At 69.1% G+C, this 15,672-nt stretch carries 19 protein-coding genes and 1 pseudogene; 7 read left to right on the forward strand and 13 right to left on the reverse strand.

The window, feature by feature from the left end; genetic code table 11:
* Window positions 1-202: 202 nt before the first annotated feature.
* Window positions 203-703 carry a hypothetical protein gene (locus tag OTB19_RS38260; RefSeq protein WP_267803405.1) on the reverse strand — a complete coding sequence of 167 codons (501 nt, stop codon included), beginning with the start codon at window positions 701-703 and terminating at the stop codon, window positions 203-205.
* Window positions 704-835: 132 nt separating this feature from the next.
* Here OTB19_RS38260 and OTB19_RS38265 point away from each other — a divergent pair, with 132 nt between their 5' ends.
* The 3 genes and pseudogenes from OTB19_RS38265 to OTB19_RS43815 all read left to right on the forward strand — a co-directional run bounded on the left by OTB19_RS38265 (window position 836) and on the right by OTB19_RS43815 (window position 3,937).
* Window positions 836-2,746, forward strand: coding sequence for a DUF4158 domain-containing protein (locus OTB19_RS38265; RefSeq protein ID WP_267803406.1), 1,911 nt, complete (start codon window positions 836-838; stop codon window positions 2,744-2,746).
* Window positions 2,647-3,636, forward strand: a pseudogene (locus OTB19_RS38270) (transposase); the annotation flags it as partial. The gene OTB19_RS38265 and the pseudogene OTB19_RS38270, both read left to right, overlap by 100 nt.
* A 100-nt stretch (window positions 3,637-3,736) precedes the next feature.
* Complete coding sequence (locus OTB19_RS43815; protein ID WP_420716996.1) at window positions 3,737-3,937, forward strand: Tn3 family transposase; 201 nt, start codon at window positions 3,737-3,739, stop codon at window positions 3,935-3,937.
* Between the two features lie 55 nt (window positions 3,938-3,992).
* Here the strand turns inward: OTB19_RS43815 and OTB19_RS38275 are convergent, their stop codons facing one another.
* The 3 genes from OTB19_RS38275 to OTB19_RS38285 all read right to left on the reverse strand — a co-directional run bounded on the left by OTB19_RS38275 (window position 3,993) and on the right by OTB19_RS38285 (window position 5,856).
* Window positions 3,993-4,286, reverse strand: coding sequence for a calcium-binding protein (locus OTB19_RS38275; RefSeq protein WP_267803407.1), 294 nt, complete (start codon window positions 4,284-4,286; stop codon window positions 3,993-3,995).
* A gap of 26 nt (window positions 4,287-4,312) precedes the next feature.
* On the reverse strand, window positions 4,313-5,542 hold the full coding sequence (locus OTB19_RS38280; RefSeq protein ID WP_267803408.1) for a hypothetical protein: 1,230 nt from the start codon (window positions 5,540-5,542) through the stop codon (window positions 4,313-4,315).
* 101 nt (window positions 5,543-5,643) lie between these two features.
* Window positions 5,644-5,856, reverse strand: coding sequence for a hypothetical protein (locus tag OTB19_RS38285; protein ID WP_267803409.1), 213 nt, complete (start codon window positions 5,854-5,856; stop codon window positions 5,644-5,646).
* Window positions 5,857-5,936: 80 nt separating this feature from the next.
* Here OTB19_RS38285 and OTB19_RS38290 point away from each other — a divergent pair, with 80 nt between their 5' ends.
* The gene (locus tag OTB19_RS38290) at window positions 5,937-6,410 is read left to right on the forward strand and encodes a single-stranded DNA-binding protein (RefSeq protein WP_267803410.1); all 474 of its coding nucleotides are present in this window, start codon (window positions 5,937-5,939) and stop codon (window positions 6,408-6,410) included.
* A gap of 6 nt (window positions 6,411-6,416) precedes the next feature.
* On the opposite strand, the gene OTB19_RS38295 is transcribed toward OTB19_RS38290, so the two are convergent.
* From OTB19_RS38295 to tnpC, 3 genes are all read right to left on the reverse strand, one after another.
* Complete coding sequence (locus OTB19_RS38295; protein ID WP_267803411.1) at window positions 6,417-6,740, reverse strand: DUF3024 domain-containing protein; 324 nt, start codon at window positions 6,738-6,740, stop codon at window positions 6,417-6,419.
* A 4-nt stretch (window positions 6,741-6,744) separates the two neighbouring features.
* A complete protein-coding gene (locus OTB19_RS38300) occupies window positions 6,745-7,371 on the reverse strand; it encodes a recombinase family protein (RefSeq protein WP_267803412.1) in 627 nt (208 codons plus the stop codon).
* Window positions 7,372-7,571: 200 nt separating this feature from the next.
* The gene (tnpC, locus tag OTB19_RS38305) at window positions 7,572-9,002 is read right to left on the reverse strand and encodes an IS66 family transposase (protein ID WP_267803413.1); all 1,431 of its coding nucleotides are present in this window, start codon (window positions 9,000-9,002) and stop codon (window positions 7,572-7,574) included.
* A 149-nt stretch (window positions 9,003-9,151) separates the two neighbouring features.
* Between tnpC and OTB19_RS38310 the strand changes: the two genes are divergently transcribed.
* Window positions 9,152-9,460: a hypothetical protein gene (locus OTB19_RS38310; protein ID WP_267803414.1), complete on the forward strand. Its 309-nt coding sequence runs from the start codon at window positions 9,152-9,154 to the stop codon at window positions 9,458-9,460.
* Here the strand turns inward: OTB19_RS38310 and OTB19_RS38315 are convergent.
* From OTB19_RS38315 to OTB19_RS38335, 5 genes are all read right to left on the reverse strand, one after another.
* Complete coding sequence (locus tag OTB19_RS38315; RefSeq protein ID WP_267803415.1) at window positions 9,450-9,665, reverse strand: helix-turn-helix domain-containing protein; 216 nt, start codon at window positions 9,663-9,665, stop codon at window positions 9,450-9,452. The genes OTB19_RS38310 and OTB19_RS38315 overlap by 11 nt on opposite strands.
* 231 nt (window positions 9,666-9,896) lie before the next feature.
* The gene (locus OTB19_RS38320; RefSeq protein WP_267803416.1) at window positions 9,897-10,685 is read right to left on the reverse strand and encodes a 3'-5' exonuclease; all 789 of its coding nucleotides are present in this window, start codon (window positions 10,683-10,685) and stop codon (window positions 9,897-9,899) included.
* 746 nt (window positions 10,686-11,431) lie between these two features.
* The gene (locus OTB19_RS38325; RefSeq protein ID WP_267803417.1) at window positions 11,432-11,635 is read right to left on the reverse strand and encodes a cold-shock protein; all 204 of its coding nucleotides are present in this window, start codon (window positions 11,633-11,635) and stop codon (window positions 11,432-11,434) included.
* 174 nt (window positions 11,636-11,809) lie between these two features.
* Entirely contained in the window at window positions 11,810-12,676 is an 867-nt protein-coding gene (locus tag OTB19_RS38330) for a hypothetical protein (protein ID WP_267803418.1), read from the reverse strand.
* Between the two features lie 353 nt (window positions 12,677-13,029).
* A complete protein-coding gene (locus tag OTB19_RS38335) occupies window positions 13,030-13,554 on the reverse strand; it encodes a hypothetical protein (protein ID WP_267803419.1) in 525 nt (174 codons plus the stop codon).
* A gap of 86 nt (window positions 13,555-13,640) precedes the next feature.
* Between OTB19_RS38335 and OTB19_RS38340 the strand changes: the two genes are divergently transcribed.
* Both OTB19_RS38340 and OTB19_RS38345 read left to right on the forward strand, forming a co-directional pair.
* A complete protein-coding gene (locus OTB19_RS38340; RefSeq protein ID WP_267803420.1) occupies window positions 13,641-15,062 on the forward strand; it encodes a hypothetical protein in 1,422 nt (473 codons plus the stop codon).
* A gap of 70 nt (window positions 15,063-15,132) precedes the next feature.
* The gene (locus OTB19_RS38345; RefSeq protein WP_267803421.1) at window positions 15,133-15,393 is read left to right on the forward strand and encodes a hypothetical protein; all 261 of its coding nucleotides are present in this window, start codon (window positions 15,133-15,135) and stop codon (window positions 15,391-15,393) included.
* A 43-nt stretch (window positions 15,394-15,436) separates the two neighbouring features.
* On the opposite strand, the gene OTB19_RS38350 is transcribed toward OTB19_RS38345, so the two are convergent.
* Window positions 15,437-15,672 (reverse strand): Tn3 family transposase (locus OTB19_RS38350; protein ID WP_267803422.1); only part of this gene is annotated, 236 nt, incomplete at its 5' end.

Consider the following 15,672-nt stretch of genomic DNA (forward strand, 5'->3'; position numbering starts at 1 on the left):
GGAGCAGTCATCCGAAGCCGATACCGTGGCTTCACCACGAACCCACGGGTCCACCCCCGCACAGCACAGCGACAGACCCGCGGGTTCCCGCTGAAGACCCTTCAGTTTTCGTGAACTCGCGGACCTCTAGAGGGTCAGCCGAGATACGGCCGAAAGGGATAGCAGCGCGATCTTGAGCGGGTGGCCGGTGACCCCGGGGCGGCTATCGGGTGGGGTCGCCGGTGTCGCGGAGGTTGCGCATGGTGGGGTCGTCGTTGATGGCCGGGGCCTGGCGGATCGCGCCGAGGACGGTGGCGGGCAGGGTGTCGGGCCAGTCGTCGGCTTCGACGAGGTGGTGTTGTCCGGCGAACCACACGGTGGCCAGGAGCGAGGCGGCGGTGCGCTGGTGGAGGTGCTCGCGCATGCCGCCTTGCCGGGCGGTGGTTCCGGCGGCCTGCTCGATCTGTACGCGGGCGGCCTTCTCCAGGTCCGGTTGGAGCGGGCCACGGCCGTACTGGATGAGCTTCATGCCTTCGCGGGCGAGGTGGTCCAGGAGGCGCTCAAAAGTCTCCCAGTCCTTGCCGCCGGCCTGGGCGTACTTGATGAGCATCGCGGTGATCTCCGCGATGCGGTTGGTCTGGCCGGTGAACTGCTCGACGAGGAGGGCCACCTGCTCGTTGCTCAGGTCTCCGTCACGGCGGGGCTGCTTGCTGCTGTCGGTCACGGGAGTCGAGCGTAGAGGCCGCGCGGCGGTTGCGGGCGGGGTTCTGTGGGGCAGTCGTATCGGCTGGTGATCACCCTGGTACGGTCCCGCGCGGAAGTGATCGTTTTCGTATCAGGGGCGGGGACCAGCGGCGTGACCTCGATAGAACGGACCGCGTACCCGCGGTTCAAGCGGCTGATGTCGGCGCGGGAGATGCACGTCTTCTTCACCCCCAAGCGCGAGGAGATCGACTGGGCCCAGGAGCGGACCCGCTCCGGGGAGCACCTGCTCGCCCTCGCTCTGGCGCTGAAGTGCTACCAGAAGCTGGGCTACTTCCCGAAAGCCGCCGAGGTGCCCGAGACGGTGGTGGAGCACGTGCGCGGCGCCCTGGAGCTGGCCGAAGGCACCGGACCGCACTACGAGTCGGCCAACACCGCCAAGCTGCACCGCAAGCTGGTGCGCGAGCGGCAGGGCATCTCCTACGACCAGGAGCGGGCCCGCTCGATCGCCGAGGAGGCGATCCGGCGGGCGGCGCTGGTGAAGAACAATCCGCCGGACCTGATCAACGTCGCGCTGGAGGAGCTGGTCCGGGCGACGTGTGAGCTGCCGGCGTTCCGCACCCTGGACGAGATGGCCGCCCGGGTCCGCCGGGAGGTGAACGAGGACATCTTCGCCACCGTCCGGTCCCGGATGACGCTTGAGGCCCGGGCCCGGCTGCTGGGGCTGCTGGAGGTATGCGGGCTGGACCGCAAGAGCGGCCTGAACCGGCTGAAGAAGCCCGCGAAGCGCCCGAGCTGGAGCCATCTGAAGGAGCAGCACAAGCAGCTTCAGTGGGTGGACGGGCTCGGGGACACCGATACGTGGCTGGAGGGGATCGCGCCGGGGAAGGTCGCCGACTTCGCGGCCGAGGCGGGTGCGCTGGACGCGGCGGAGCTGCGGGACTACGAGACGGGCAAGCTCATCGCGCTGCTGGCCGCTCTGGTGCACACCGCCCGGCGGCGGGCCCGGGACGACCTGGCGGAGATGTTCTGCAAGCGGGTGGCCACCAAGCTGAAGAACGCGAAGGACGAGCTGGAGGAGATCCGCAAGCAGCAGCAGGCGCTGGTGGAGCGGATGATCGGCACCTACCGCACGGTGCTGGAGCGGATCGACCCCGCCGACCTCGTCCCGCGCGGCCCGGACGGGGCCCCGGCTGCGTTCCCGGCGGGGAAGAAGGCCCGCCGCAAGGCGGCGCGGGCGCTGGCCGCCAAACGGGCCGCCGCGCTGGCGCTGGCACAGAAGGCGGTGCAGGCATCCGGGTCGTTCGCGGCGGAGTTCGCCGACATCGAGGCGGTGGCCGCCCACCACGGCAACAACCACGAGGTACTCGTTTCCCGCTTCTACAAGCGGGACCGAGCTCCGATGTTCGACCTGGTGGGCACGCTGGAGTTCGAGGCGGTCAGCGAGGACCGGCGAGTGCTGGACGCGCTGGCGCACGCGCGAGCCCACCAGAGCGCGACCCGCGAGTACATCTCGGACCTGCACGAAGGGGAGCCGCTGGACCTGGGTTTCGCCTCGCAGAACTGGCAGCGGGCCGTACGCGTCCGCAAGAGGCCCGGCATGCTGGACCGCCGGCGCTTCGAGACGCTGGTCTTCACCTACCTGGCCGAGCACCTGCGCCTGGGGATGTGGCCATCACCGGCTCGGACACCTTCGCCAACTGGCTCGATCAGCTGCCCGACTGGGAGGAGTGCGGGCCGAAGCTGGCGCAGCTGTGCGAGGAGACCGGGCTGCCGGACACGGCCGCGGGGTTCATCGCGGCCTTGCGCCAGCGGCTGGAGGCCACCGCGGCGGAGGTGGATTCCGGGTATCCGGACAACGCGGACCTGGTCATCGACGAGAACGGCGTACCGGTGCTGCGCAAGCAGCGCGCCAAGGGCGTCAGCGCCCTGGCCGAGGCACTGGAGACCGAGGTCAAGGCGCGGATGCCGGAGCGCACCCTGCTGGGCATCCTGTCCCGCACCGCGTACTGGGTGGAGTGGTGGCGCCGCTTCGGCCCGGCCTCCGGCAGCGACCCGAAGCTGAAGGACCCCTTCGGCCGGTACGTCCTGACCACCTTCGTGGGCGGCATCAACATGACGTTGGCCGAGGCCGCGCGGCACATCGCCGGGGTGTCCGCGCACGAGCTGGGCGCGATCACGAACCGGCATCTGAGCGTGGAGAAGATCAACGAGGCGATCACCGACGTGGTCAACGCGTTCATGCGCCTGGACCTGGTCAAGGCGTGGGGCGACGGGACGTCCGTGGCGGCGGACGGCACGCAGATGGACACCTTCATCGACAACCTGCTCGCCGAGTCCTCGATCCGGTACGGAGGATTCGGCGGAATCGCGTACCACCACATATCGGATCAGTACATCGCGCTCTTCTCCAGGTTCGTGCCCTGTGGCGTGTGGGAGGCCGTGTACATCATCGACGGGCTGCTGAAGAACAACTCGGAGATGCGGCCGGACACGATCCACGCCGATACGCAGGGGCAGTCGTTCCCGGTCTTCTGTCTCGCCCATCTGATGGGGTTTGAGCTGATGCCGAGGATACGGAACTGGAAGGACCGCACGTTCTACCGGCCCTCCGCCAGTGCCCGCTACCGGCACATCGACGTCCTGTTCGACCAGGGCGGGCGCAACGTCATCGACTGGCGGCTCATCGAGACCCACTGGCGCGATCTCATGCGCGTCTCGATCGCGATCCGGGAGGGCACCCTGGCCTCGCCCCTGCTGCTGCGGTGCCTGGGCAGCAACTCCCACCGCAACCAGATCTACCGTGCCTTCCGCGAGGTGGGCCGGGCGGTGGCCACCGTGCAGCTGCTGAGGTTCATCTCGGATCCGTCGCTTCGCCGCCGGGTGACGGCGGCCACCAACAAAGTGGAGTCCTTCAACAACTTCACCGACTGGCTGGCGTTCTGCAACGGCGGGGTGATCGCCGAGAACGACCCGGTCGAGCAGGAGAAGGCGGTGAAGCTGACGTCTTTGCTTGCCAACTACCTGCGTGATCTTCCATACGACGCTGGACCTGATGGAGGTCGTGCGCGAGCTCCAGGCGGAGGGCTGGCAGATCACCGGGGAGGACCTGGCCGCGATCAGCCCGTACCTGACCGACCACATCATGCGGTTCGGCACCTACGCCACCACGGAGCTGACCGCGCGCCCGGACGCGTTCGACCCGCACCTGGACGTCGACTTCGACGTCGAGGAGCCTGAACCGGCAGCGGCGTGACGAGCCAGCCGATCGAAGTCATGCAGCCTTTCACCCAAGGCCGGGTTCGCCGCGCTCAGGCGGCCCAGTGCCGGTAGGCGTGGATCCATTCTGCGCCGTCCGGGGCGGGGGTGGGCAGGGGGAGGTCGAGGATGGCGATGGCCTGGCGGTGTGGACCGCGGGTGCACCAGGCGATGATCCGGCTTCCGGGCGTGAGGTCGACGGAATCGACGGTGACGCCCGTTCCGAGCACGGTCGTCTCGAACGGGAGCGCCAGATGGTCGACGAGCATCGTGTAGAAGCCGGTGAGCTGCTCGTCCTCGTCGTAGGCGTCCACGGTGGCTTCCTCGATCAGATCCTGCAGCTGCATGTCGCTGAGCTCATGCACCGGTGTCCTCAGTTCGGGGTGCGCAGGAGTTCGGCGAGGCGTTCTCCGACGACGGAGATGCTGGGGGCCGTCTCCTGATGGAAGAAGGACTTCTTGCGGCTGCGCAGCAGGTCTTCGCCGTCGTGTGGCCAGGAGAAGCCGGGCTTGCGCAGGAGGGCGCGGAAGACCGCGTCGGCGCTGTCGGGATGGCGCTGGACCAGGCGGCGCAGGGGAAGGGGTGAGACCGTGTCGTCGCTCAGGTAGTTGCGGAGCTGGGTGATGTAGGTGTGGTCGCTGGCCAGGGAGGGGTTGGCGAAGAGGGCGTCCAGGCGGCCGAAGTCGAGGTAGTAGTTGAGGCCTTCGGTCTCGTCGTAGATCAGCCCGACGCTGTCGGCCTGCATGTAGTCCTCGGGCAGCCGGCCCATCTCCTCAGCTTCTGGAGCGCTGTCCGTGGTGGGCCGGCCGTCGGTTTCGGCTGATGCCGTCGCTTCCTCCAGGCGGCGCCGGTGGTGCTCGGTCAGCTGTTCCTGGGCGGTGGCCGGCGGCAGGATCACGAGATCGGACCCGAACAGGTTGATGAAGGCGGCGCGGTCTTCGGCCTGCATCTGCCAGGCCCGCCGAGACAGATCCTGGTTGCGGCGCAGCAGGCCCGGGTCAGCGGTCGCCATCCGCAGGGCGGCCCGTGCGACATCCGAGCCCGAGGACTGGGGGTAGGGCGAGAGGTAGCCGCTGACCAGCCAGTGACCGGTGGCGGGATGGACGGGCACGATACGACCGTAGGTGAACATCCCCTGTTCCAGGACGGCCAGTGCCTCGGAGCCCATGTTGGAGCGGACGGGGTAGCGCAGGTCGTCGATGAGGTTGTGAAGTACGACAGTGCCGTCGTCGGCCCGGTGTACCTCGAACAGGCCCTCGACGACGTCGCGCCAGCCCAGCAGCATCGCACGCTCGTCGGCTGTCAGAGGCGGCCGCCGCTGGGCGACGAAACGCTCCACGACCGTGGTGCCGTCGTGGAGCCGGTGCTGCAGAGCGAAATGATCGACGGTACGGACGGCGACGCCCTCGTCCAGCAGACCATTGCTGCCCGCGGCACGCAGGCGGGCGGTCAACTGCCTGCCGAAACGGGGATGCTGGGCGAACTCCACCAGCTCGCCCTTCAGCTCCCCGCTACGAGCCACCAATTCCGTGACCGCCATCGACAAGGCCTCGGCCGCCACAATGCCGTCGGGCGTGTCATCGTCATAGGGCACCTGGAGCATGGCCACCTGGATCCTGGTTCGAAGCGGGCATATCGCACCGTCACTCTACCGGCGCAGCGACGGCCGTTTCGCCGGGGCAGGGGCAGCGGGTTCTCGCGCCATCATGTGCGGTGTGCTGCTCCGGCGGCGGCCAGAAGGTTGCGGATCTCGATGACGTCCTTGCCGGTGCGCTCGGCGATCCGGACGGCGGGTTCCCCGTGCCGGTATGCGGCCACGATCGCCGCGCTCAGATTCCGGCGGGCCGCGTACAGCGCTTCCTGCGCGGCGGCCAGTGCCGCGGTCGCCGTCTCCAGCGTGGTGTCCTCATCCGTCATACCGTCCATCGTGTCAGCCGGCGGCCCGGCCCCGGTACGGTGGTCGTACTTCGGCAGCAGACACAAAAGGGGTGGCGGGCATGGCGGGCGAGACGCTGGTGACAGTGGTCGGCAACCTGACGGCCGACCCGGAGCTGCGGTTCACCGCCGCCGGCATCCCGGTCGCAGGTTTCACCATCGCCTCCACCCCACGCGTGTACGACCGCGACCGCAGCGAATTCACCGACGGGGAACCGCTGTTCCTGCGGTGCTCAGTGTGGCGGGCGGCTGCGGAGAACGCCGCCCAGTCCCTCACCAAGGGCATGAGGGTCATCGTGACCGGGCGGCTCAAGCAGCGCACCTTCGACGACAAGGAAGGCCAGCGCCGCACCACCGTCGAGATCGACGCCGAGGAGATCGCTGCGTCCCTGACCTACGCGACCGCCGCCGTCACCAAGACCTACCGCCCCGGCGCGGCTTCCCAGAATGCAGCGGCACCCGCACATACCCAGTCTCCCGGACCGGCGCAACAGTCCCCGACACCCCCGGCACCCGCCGAGACCTACCCGTTCTGAGCGGGCTCAGCCCCAGAAGGCGTGGCGCGGATCGTCCAGCACAGCCAGAGCCTGATCCAGCGACGCAACAGCCGGCAGATGATCGTACGGGTACCAGCGGCCGTTGCGGTCCGCCCCGTCCACCAGCCAGCCCGCATCGGTAGACCGCAGCCGGGCGACCCTGCGAGAGGTCCACTCACCGACACCGTCCCACGGAGCCCGCTCCTCGGTGATCACGACAGTACTGCCGCGCACCACGCAGCCCACGGCGACCTCGGCTCGTGCGTGTTCGGGAACCTGATGCCCGGCCCATTTCCTCAGCCGGGCCCGGTCCGTCTCGGAGATCTTCACACCCCTACCCTACGTACCCGACGCCGGCGCGGGTGTTCCCGCCCGCTTCCTGTCGGTCTGCGTTCTGGGCGCGCTCCAGGACCCGGTACACCGTCGCCCGGGACACCGAGAAGATCTCGGCGAGGTCGGCGATGGTGTGCTCGCCGCCCCGGTGCTGCCCGACGAGGTGGGCCTGCTGCCGGGCGGAGAGTTTCGGCTGCCTGCCCCGCAGCTTCCCCTTGGCCCGGGCGACAGCCATGCCTTCGCGGGTCCTCATCCGCAGAAGATCCACCTCGAACTCGGCGAAGGTGGCCAGAATGTTGAAGAACATCTTCCCCATCGGGTCCGCCGGGTCGTACAGCGAGCCGCCCAGCGACAGCTTCACACCGCGGCCGGTGAGCCGGTCGCCGATGTCACGGGCGTCAGGCACCGAGCGCGCGAGCCGGTCCAGCTTCGGGACGACCAGGGTGTCCCCGGCCCGGACCGCGGCCAGAGCCTGGTTCAGCCCGGGGCGCTCTCGGTTGGTGCCGGTGAGACCGTGATCGAGATAGATGCGTTCCTCGGCCACCCCGAGCCCGGCAAGGATGCCGCGCTGGGCGGTGAGGTCCTGCTCGTCCAGACTGCATCTCGCGTACCCGATGGCTTCGCTCATGCTTGGAACGTACGGATAGCCCCCGCTCACCGTACAGATCACTGGACACCCTAAATGAGACGAGATTCGCGCAGGTCGCCCTCTCGGATATTCCAAGATCGCTTCTGTTCGTTGGGGGTTCCCCTTACGAACACCCCGACGGACTCAACAACACAACATCCCCTTCCAGCCGCATCTCGGCTGGTAACTGTTTAGGGGTTTCAGCTGGTTGTGGGCAGCATCCATGGCCGTCCGGCGAAGAGGTCGCGTAGGGCGGTGAGGGGGTTGATGCCGTGTTTGCGCACGGTGGAGATGTAGGAGCGGATCCGGGCGAAGCGCCTCGCGCCGGTCAGGGTCCGCCAGGATCCGGAGATCTTCGGCTGTGTCTTGATCATCCGCAGGTCGCGCTCGGCCTGGTTGTTGTCGAAGGGGACCGCGAAGTCGACCATGTACCGCTGGTACTCCTCGGTGCGGTCCCGCAGGCGTTCGGCCAGGGCTCTGGCCTTGGGCTTCGGTCCCGTGGCGGGGCGGGGGTTGGCGGAGATTCCGCACAACGCCGCCCGTCGGTAGCGGTCTTGGAAGTCGGCCGGGAAGGCGGGAGCCAGGGCGTCCTGCCCGGCGGCCAGGGCCTCTGCGACCGCGTCCTTGGCCTCGATCAATACGTCGATCATGGCCTGGGCCCAGGCCGGGTCGCGGCGGGTGTCCTCGGCGACCGCGATCAGGTCGCGCAACACGTGCGCCCCGCACAGGGCTTGGTCGTTGCCGTAGACGGTGTAGGAGGCCAGGGCGTCGGTGACCAGGGTGCCGGTGAACGCGGGCAAGATCCCCATCTCGTCCATCGCCTCGCGGCCGCGCCGGGCGTGGATGCCGTAGAAGGTGGCCAGGTGGGTGCACATCACATGCAGCCAGTGCAGCTTGCCCGCTACCCGCACACCCGATTCATCGGCGTGCGCGACCGGGACGGCGGCCAGGTGCTCCTTCACCTCCGCCTCGAAACCGGCGAGGCCCTCGTGCGCGCGGGCCAGGACCGAGAGCACGGTGCCGGTGGAGATCGGCAGGCCGAACAAGGCGTCCATCGCCTCGGCCAGGCGCTTGGCCGGCAGATGCTGATACGCCGACAGGTAGCAGATCGCCGCGCGAACGCCCGGCCCGTACACGGTGGACGCACTGACCTGCCCGGGAGCCGCGGCGGTCGTCGCGTGCCCGCACCCGCACACCCTCTGGTGCAGCCGGTGCTCGGTCACCTGCGCTTTCACCTCTGGCAGATCGAAGACCTGCCGGGCCCGGTATCCCGTGCTACCGGCGCCGTCGAGTCCGGCCCCACAACCGCCACACGCGTCCGGATAGTGATCGACTATCCGGCCCGGGTCGGCGACCTGCTCCAGCCGGCCACCCGGATCGCCCTTCGCCCGGCCCGGCTTGCGGCCCGTACGCTGCCGCAGCGACTTCGGCGCGGGCCTCTTACCCAGCCCGTCACCCGACGGCGGCTTGGAGGAGTTGCGCGAGTCGGCCGCGACCTGCCGCTCCAACTCCGCGATCCGCTCCGCCTGCTCCGCGATCGTGGCCGCCTGCGAGGACACCAGCAGCCTCAACTCCACGACCAGCGCGGCCAACTCCTCGTACGAGGGCAGCTGCAGCGGGGCGTCGGTCACAAGATCAACCTACCAGTCCAGCGAGACCACTCCACACCAGATCGCCACAGCTCACCGGCCGTCCAAAACAGTCACCTCGGCTGCCCCTCACACGGGGTAGAGGAGCCCGAGGGGTAGATCCTCACCCCGGGGATTGCGCACGGGAGAGCATGCTCGTTGAGCTGGATATGGACATTCACATGTCGGCAGGGGGCGTCGCACGGTTCCTTGCCGCTCAGTCGCCTTGGCGGCGTGCCTCTGCTGAAGAGGGGCCAGCCTGCGCGTCCCCTGAGGTCATCTTCGAGGTGGTGGCCTTGCAGCCTGCCCTGGAGGAGCGGCGCGGCCTCGCCCGCGCGGTCCTTGCCGAACTCTGCATGCTTGGCGACTCCATGGAGGAGGACGGCGGCACGGCCGCGGAAGGTGCGGCCGGGGAGGATGTTCTTGGTGAGCCGTCCTGCCCGGGCCCCGTCACGGGGTAGGCGGCTCCAGCCGGACACCACCGCGTGAGCGGAAGCCGGCTCCGGCCTCGGCCAGGAGGCGGTGCACCGCGCCGTAGGAGCGGCCGCTGGACTGAGCGAGGGAGCGAATCGAAGCCCCCGCTTCGTACTGGGCCTTGAGGTCGGCTGCTACCTGGTCGCGGTCCGGGCCAGGTAGCAGCCGACGGACTGGGGACTCGTAAGGCATGATCGGAATACCTCCTCGTGCGTACAGCAGTCCCGCCATGATCACGGCAGACGGCCTCCAGCGGCCACCGGTTCGGCTGAACCCGCAGAAACCCGGGGCCTGTACGTTCAAGGCAGCGGTCGGCAGCGCGGCGTGGAAGAGGGGACCACCAGCGGCAGAAGCCCGCGCCTGTTCCGTTCCTCACGGCAGCCCTTAACTCCTGCCGCTGGTCCGCAGGCTGGCGTTCGGTGATCACCAGCGGGTGGAGGATGCGGGTGCGGCCATCTGTCCGGTTTTCGCGAGCAGGGCCTGACAGTCGGATACCGCGTCGTGCGAGCCGCCGAGCCGCTGGTTGCGGTAGGCACCGCGCTTGACGGACCACAGTCCCTTCCACACCGCGTACGGGACCATCGCGTCCTCCCACCGGCTATGGGTGAACCACCGTGCGGCCGCGGCCGCGGTGCCGTGGTGGCGAACGAGTTCGCGTTCCAGGACGCTGCGGTCGAAGGGCATGTTGTAGGCGAGAACGGTCCGCCCGTGGAGAGCATCGGTGAGGGCTGGAAGCAACTCGCCGAAGGCCGGGGCCGAGGTGAGACTCTGCGGTGTGATCCCGTGTACGGCGATGGCGGCCGGCTCGATGTCCGCGCACGGGTTGACGTACTCGTTGAACACCACGGTGCCGCCCGGGGCCACGGCGGCGATCTGCACCGCGAACGCGTTCTCCAGCCCGGTGGTCTCCACATCAAGGGCGACCAGGGAATCATCCGCCAGGAGACGGCGGGCCCACTGACTGACCTGCTCGCGTTCCCGGGGCCAGGAGGGCGGACGCCGCAGCGCCCTGACGGCGTCGTCGAGCCGGCGGTGGGACTCACGGGTGGTCTGCGACCGCCACATGACCGTGTCGCCAGCCGCCTGCGCGTTCACGGTGCCCAGGTAGCTCCCGCCTTCGTAGACGGCCCACGTGGGGCGGTCGGTATCGGCAGGCCGCACGAACTGCACAGGCCGCTCGTCGACCTCACAGTCGAACAAGTCCCCCCACACACCAGCATCCTCGACACTCACCAGCACACCCCCACCCTCCGGCTCACCCCGGCTGCTCACCTGCTGACGCTGTCCGCCGCCGGATTCGTCCATCTTCGCCTACACCGCCCGGAGCACGACACATCAGAGCGGCAGGCAGGAGGGAGGAGTGATCGCCGCCCCCCGTGCGTCCAGGCCGCCACACGTTCGGCTCAGCGTTGCCCGCCCAGGCGTTCACCACCGTCCGGGCCGACCGGGCAGCTGTACAAGGCCGGTACAGTGGAGAACCACGCCAGCGTACGCAACCATTTCGGCTGCCTCTCGTTCACGAGGAGGGAAAATGCGCCTTCCCTCCTCTGCGCCGACCTCTCACCCCGGACGGCCGGCGCAGAGGTCCCGGCTACGCCCGGGATGCCACGCTGCCCCCATGGACCAGCATGCCCTGCCCCCGCCCGGGACACCGAGGCCAGACCCTGTTCTGGCCCGCGACTGCGGACTCTGCGACGGCTGGGGAACCCTCACCGGCCCGGGCGGCCACGGCCTGACACTCTGCCCGCGCTGCCAGCCACGCCCCTGCAACCCGCGAACGGACGCTCACAACCAGGACACGCCTCGGCCTCCCTGACGGCGGAACACCCTTCAGCCGCCGACGCTGGGCCGCATCTCGATGCGCCCCGTAGCCGACGGCCACACAGGGACGCCATGGCCCGCATCGCCGCCTTGCCGGACGAGGATAGGCGTAGCCTTCGTGATCTTCCCGCCGGGGGTTACCGGCGGTGGACCTGCTCGGCCTGGGGTCCCTTGGGGCCCTGGGCGACGCGGTATTCGACCTGGTCGGCCTCGTTGAGCTCCTTGAAGCCGGTTCCCTGGATGGCGGAGTAGTGGACGAACAGGTCCGGGCCGCCGTCGTCCTGCGTAATGAACCCGAATCCCTTTTCGGCGTTGAACCACTTCACGGTGCCTGTTGCCATCGTTCAAGTCCCTTTGTCCCATGCCACAGCGCCGCCCTGCCGGGCGCAGGCCGGTGCCTTGTCGCGGCTCCGGCATCCGAAGTCTGCCACCCCGCCACGACTCCCGTCGCCGACGCACGCGGGCGGCCAAAGGCGGTGGTGGGTCTGGGCGCTGTTTCTGACGGTCGTGGCGGGTCAGGGACGGCGAATGTAGGTGTACAGGTGATCGATCTCGTGGAAGCCAGCCCGATAGTGCAAGTCCCCGGCCAGGCCCCCACCGTGCCCTGGATCGTCGACGGAGGTGTCGAGGAGGACGACGAGTTCGCGGACATCGCGGTCGGCGAGGTGCGCCAGGCACTGTTCGAGGAGGACGTGTCCGCTCCCGTCCGGCTCGGGCGCGAGGGCGATCCATTCCAGGACCGCGGTCCCCTCGACGGGCCGGCTGACCACTGCCTTGCCGAGCAGGGTGCCGTCCTTCTCCCGCAGACGCACGTACCAACCGTACGGGTCGGCGCACTCGGTGATGTCGATGACCTCGTACGGCCTGGGCCGGAGCGTGTCGAGGCGGTGGTGAAGGTAGCTCCAGCCGTCCTGACGGGAGAACCCTGCGGCTTCCAGCGCCGCCGCACTGCCGCGGCGGTTGCGCACCGCCAAGCCCGCGAACCCGATCGCGGTGGGCATCTTGAACGCGTGGACCGTTCGCCGCCCCGCCTGTTCCAGGATGTGCTCCACCAGCACCCCGGCGACCCTCTGGTCGTCCTCCACACAGTGCAGCCACAGCAGCAGGCCCTCACCATCCCGTTCGCTCACCGCCCAGCAGGAAACCCCCACAACCTCACCCGTGGCGTCAACGGCCACGTCCGTGCGCAGCTCCTCCAGCGCTCCGGCCGCCGGATCGCCCAGGCAGTAGCCCTCAAGGGCATGGCCGAGCATGGCGGCCGTCACCGCCGGACGGCCGGGCAGCCGGTCACCCGCGATCAGCTCCAGCACCCGCTCCCGATCCTGCGGAATATAGGGCCGCACCGTCATCCTGGCCTCGTAGCCGACTGTCATGGTTGCCACTGCCCGCTGCCCCTTCTCCGTGAACGCGTTGACCGGCCCAGCTTCGCCCACGAACCCGGGGCGCCGCCGCACGCCACACCCGCACCACCCGCAACTCCCTCTCACCGCAGACCCGGACCGCCTCAGCGCACCGCCTTGCCGCTGCGGCTGTCAACCTTCCCGGCTGGGCATGTCCCACCAGGCCGCGGGCCGCAACCTTGCATCGTCGCGGGCAGCCCACGGCACCTCCCGGCCCGTCCGCAGCCAGAGCCGCACGACATCGTCGTAAATCGGCGTATCGGAAGCGGTCCCAGATCCGCCGGACCAGCCGGGGAAGGCAGACCGGGGCGCGGGAACGGTTCTGCTGGTCTCGTTCACGCCCTGTCCAACGAGCAGGCCCTGCGAAGGTCTCCGCTATCCCTTTCGGCCGTATCCCGGCTGATGCCCTGGTAGAGAGCGTCGGCGAGACGTTCGGCCTTGGGTAGATCGCGGGCGGCGTCGGTGGCGCGCTCGGTCCCGCTCGCCGCGGCCTCTTGGTCGATCACGCTGTGTTCGGCGAGCCAGCCGACCAGCTTCTTGGTCACCGTGCCGGACGCCCGCAGCAGTTCCTGTCCGGCCATGACCTTGCGGATCATGAAGTAGCCGAGGAACTCATCCAGCATGCTGTCGATGTAGGAGGCGTCTATCTGCGTGCAGAATGCGTCCTCATCACCGGCGTTATAGGCGTGCTGCCAGCGGTCGTGGTCTGCTTCCGACAGCAGGTTGGGGCCGTATCCGTTCATGCAGTCCCGCAGCAGGCCGATCACATCGTCGTAGTTACGGAAGGTGCGCGGGGCCAGCCGCTCCCGCTGTTCGTCCAGGAACCGGCTCAGCGCTTCATCGATCGTGATCGGGGCCATGCCCGGCAGTGTGCCACCAGCGACGCCGCAAGACGACCCTGACCCCACGTCACCGCCCCTTTCGTGTGCGTCTCTTCCGACGTCCTGTGGACCGCCAGCTGCGCCGCCACGCGGTGTGTTCGGTGAAGCCGGTGGGAGCTTTTCTGCGGATGCACCAGAATGATCGGGTGAGTCCAGTGAGCAAGCCGCGTAAGAAGTCCGGCAGCAGCGCCCGACGTCCGTCTCAACGCTCTGGTAGCACCGTCCGGTTGCGGCTGCCGGGGCTGAAGCCGGTGTACCGCGCGTTCTGTGACGCGGGCCCGGTCTTCGCCGCCCTGCCCGATGCCCTCGAAGCGGAACTGTGGATCAGCACCCACCTCGGGCTGCTGCAAGAATCAAGCCTCGACGGGACAGGCCTGGAATTGGCCCTGCTGGATCTGGTCGATGAGCTGGAGCGGGCCGGACGGCCCGAGGCGTGCGCGATGCTCCACGGCTTGGCGGCTATCGGGCCGGCAGCGCTTCACGAGCCCGCCGTCTCGGCCGCCGACCGGATGTCCGCTGCTGCGGCGCGTCAGGGCCGGTCCTGGTCGCAGCCACGCTGGCTCGACCTGCTCGGGCAGGCCATGCCTGGCGACTGCTGGCACGCCATGGACCGCCACGGCGAGCTTGAGCAGATCCTGTGCACCTTCGTTCACCGGGACGGCGACCGCCTGCACGGCATTCTCATCGAGCGGGACCATTCCTGGCACGGGGCCGCCACCGACATCACCGCCATCGACGACACCGAGGGATGCCGTAAAAACCTGATCAAGGCCGCCCGCAGGGACGGAAGCGAGCTGCTGCCGCTGACGCACACGGCGGCTCACCACGCCGTCAAGGACGCCGTCACCGCCTTCCTGGCCCACGGGCTGGCAAGCCTCGCCCGGCCCGATGTCCGACCGGATGCAGAGTTCTTCGAGCCCCTCGCTTTCGCTGTCGCCCGCAGTAGGCAACTCGATCCCGGCACCCGCGAACCGGACAGGCGGCCACTGGCCGACATCTGGGACGAGGCAGCCCGCGATGCGCTGGCGAGCGAGTACCTCGCCTCGCCGGCCGGGGCTGCCCAGGCCACCGCGACCGCCCGGGTGGCACCCCAGCTGCTCATCCGGCTGTCCGTGGATGTTCTGGGCCGGGACCCGCGCCGGATCGGACCGGGCACCCTCACCCGGATCTTCACCGATGCCCTGCCCGGCTCTCTTCTCCTGCCTGATGCCCTGCTGGACGAACTGCCCGCCGCGATCACCGGCTACTACACCTGGGTGGCCGAGCAGTACCTGCCCAAGCAGGACCGCAAGGAGGTTCCTCAGGACACTGCGCCGCCGGATAGCCGCCCTACCGCGGACCTTGGCAGCGTTCCCGACGCACCCGCTGCGGGCATACATCGCCGACATCGACCAGAACGGGCACGACGGCGATGTCCTGCAGGCCGTCATCGACCGGCGCATCTTCGCCATCCCCGAAACCGGGCACCGCTGGGTCCCGGGCGATAGCGACTCGGACGAGGCGGACGACCTCGACCCCGCCGACGAGGAGGAACGCGCGCTGATCGTCCAGGAGGAGATGCGGGCCCGGAAGGTACCCCGACGCCTGCACGCGGTGCACGAGGTGCTCGCCAACCAACTATGGCTCGACAACCCGACCCAGCTGTGGCCGGCCGCCCAGCGGCTGCTCGACGCCGGCCTGTCCCGCGAACAGGCCCTGGACCGACTGGCGGACGTCCTGTCCGGACACCTGACCCGAGTCCTGCGGGCCGCACCCGACCAGGCGCCCGGCCTGGAGCAGTACACCCGGGCACTGGACGCCCTGGGACCCAGCGCCTGACGCCCCTTGGCCAGGCACTGAAGCGAGAGCCGCAGGCGACCGGTCAGGCTGTGCCCTGCTCGGCGCGTGCGTCGCGCAGCGGGCGCAGGGCCTGGCCCGGGTGCGAGCGGACGATCGGGTAGCGTCCATGGAAGTTGATGTGTTCATGAACCAGCGGAGAGAGCCGGGAACGGATCTCCGGGGAGATGCTGACGCCGCCGGTCTCCAACTCCTTCACGGCGGCGTCGATGTAGAGGCTGTTCCAGAAAATTACTGCGTTCAGGGCCATGCCCAGGGCGC

This window comes from Streptomyces sp. H27-H5 (genome assembly GCF_026627505.1).
Classification (GTDB): Bacteria; Actinomycetota; Actinomycetes; order Streptomycetales; family Streptomycetaceae; genus Streptomyces.

Coding starts and splice junctions, on each gene's coding strand:
- OTB19_RS43815 (WP_420716996.1), top strand. CDS start 3,737: ATGGAGGTCGTGCGCGAGCTCCAGGCGGAGGGCTGGCAGATCACCGGG.
- OTB19_RS38300 (WP_267803412.1), bottom strand. CDS start 7,371: ATGAGCGAAGCCATCGGGTACGCGAGATGCAGTCTGGACGAGCAGGAC.
- OTB19_RS38315 (WP_267803415.1), bottom strand. CDS start 9,665: ATGCCTTACGAGTCCCCAGTCCGTCGGCTGCTACCTGGCCCGGACCGC.
- OTB19_RS38275 (WP_267803407.1), bottom strand. CDS start 4,286: ATGCAGCTGCAGGATCTGATCGAGGAAGCCACCGTGGACGCCTACGAC.
- OTB19_RS38290 (WP_267803410.1), top strand. CDS start 5,937: ATGGCGGGCGAGACGCTGGTGACAGTGGTCGGCAACCTGACGGCCGAC.
- OTB19_RS38345 (WP_267803421.1), top strand. CDS start 15,133: ATGCGGGCCCGGAAGGTACCCCGACGCCTGCACGCGGTGCACGAGGTG.
- OTB19_RS38310 (WP_267803414.1), top strand. CDS start 9,152: ATGCTCGTTGAGCTGGATATGGACATTCACATGTCGGCAGGGGGCGTC.
- OTB19_RS38285 (WP_267803409.1), bottom strand. CDS start 5,856: ATGACGGATGAGGACACCACGCTGGAGACGGCGACCGCGGCACTGGCC.
- OTB19_RS38280 (WP_267803408.1), bottom strand. CDS start 5,542: ATGCTCCAGGTGCCCTATGACGATGACACGCCCGACGGCATTGTGGCG.
- OTB19_RS38335 (WP_267803419.1), bottom strand. CDS start 13,554: ATGGCCCCGATCACGATCGATGAAGCGCTGAGCCGGTTCCTGGACGAA.
- OTB19_RS38325 (WP_267803417.1), bottom strand. CDS start 11,635: ATGGCAACAGGCACCGTGAAGTGGTTCAACGCCGAAAAGGGATTCGGG.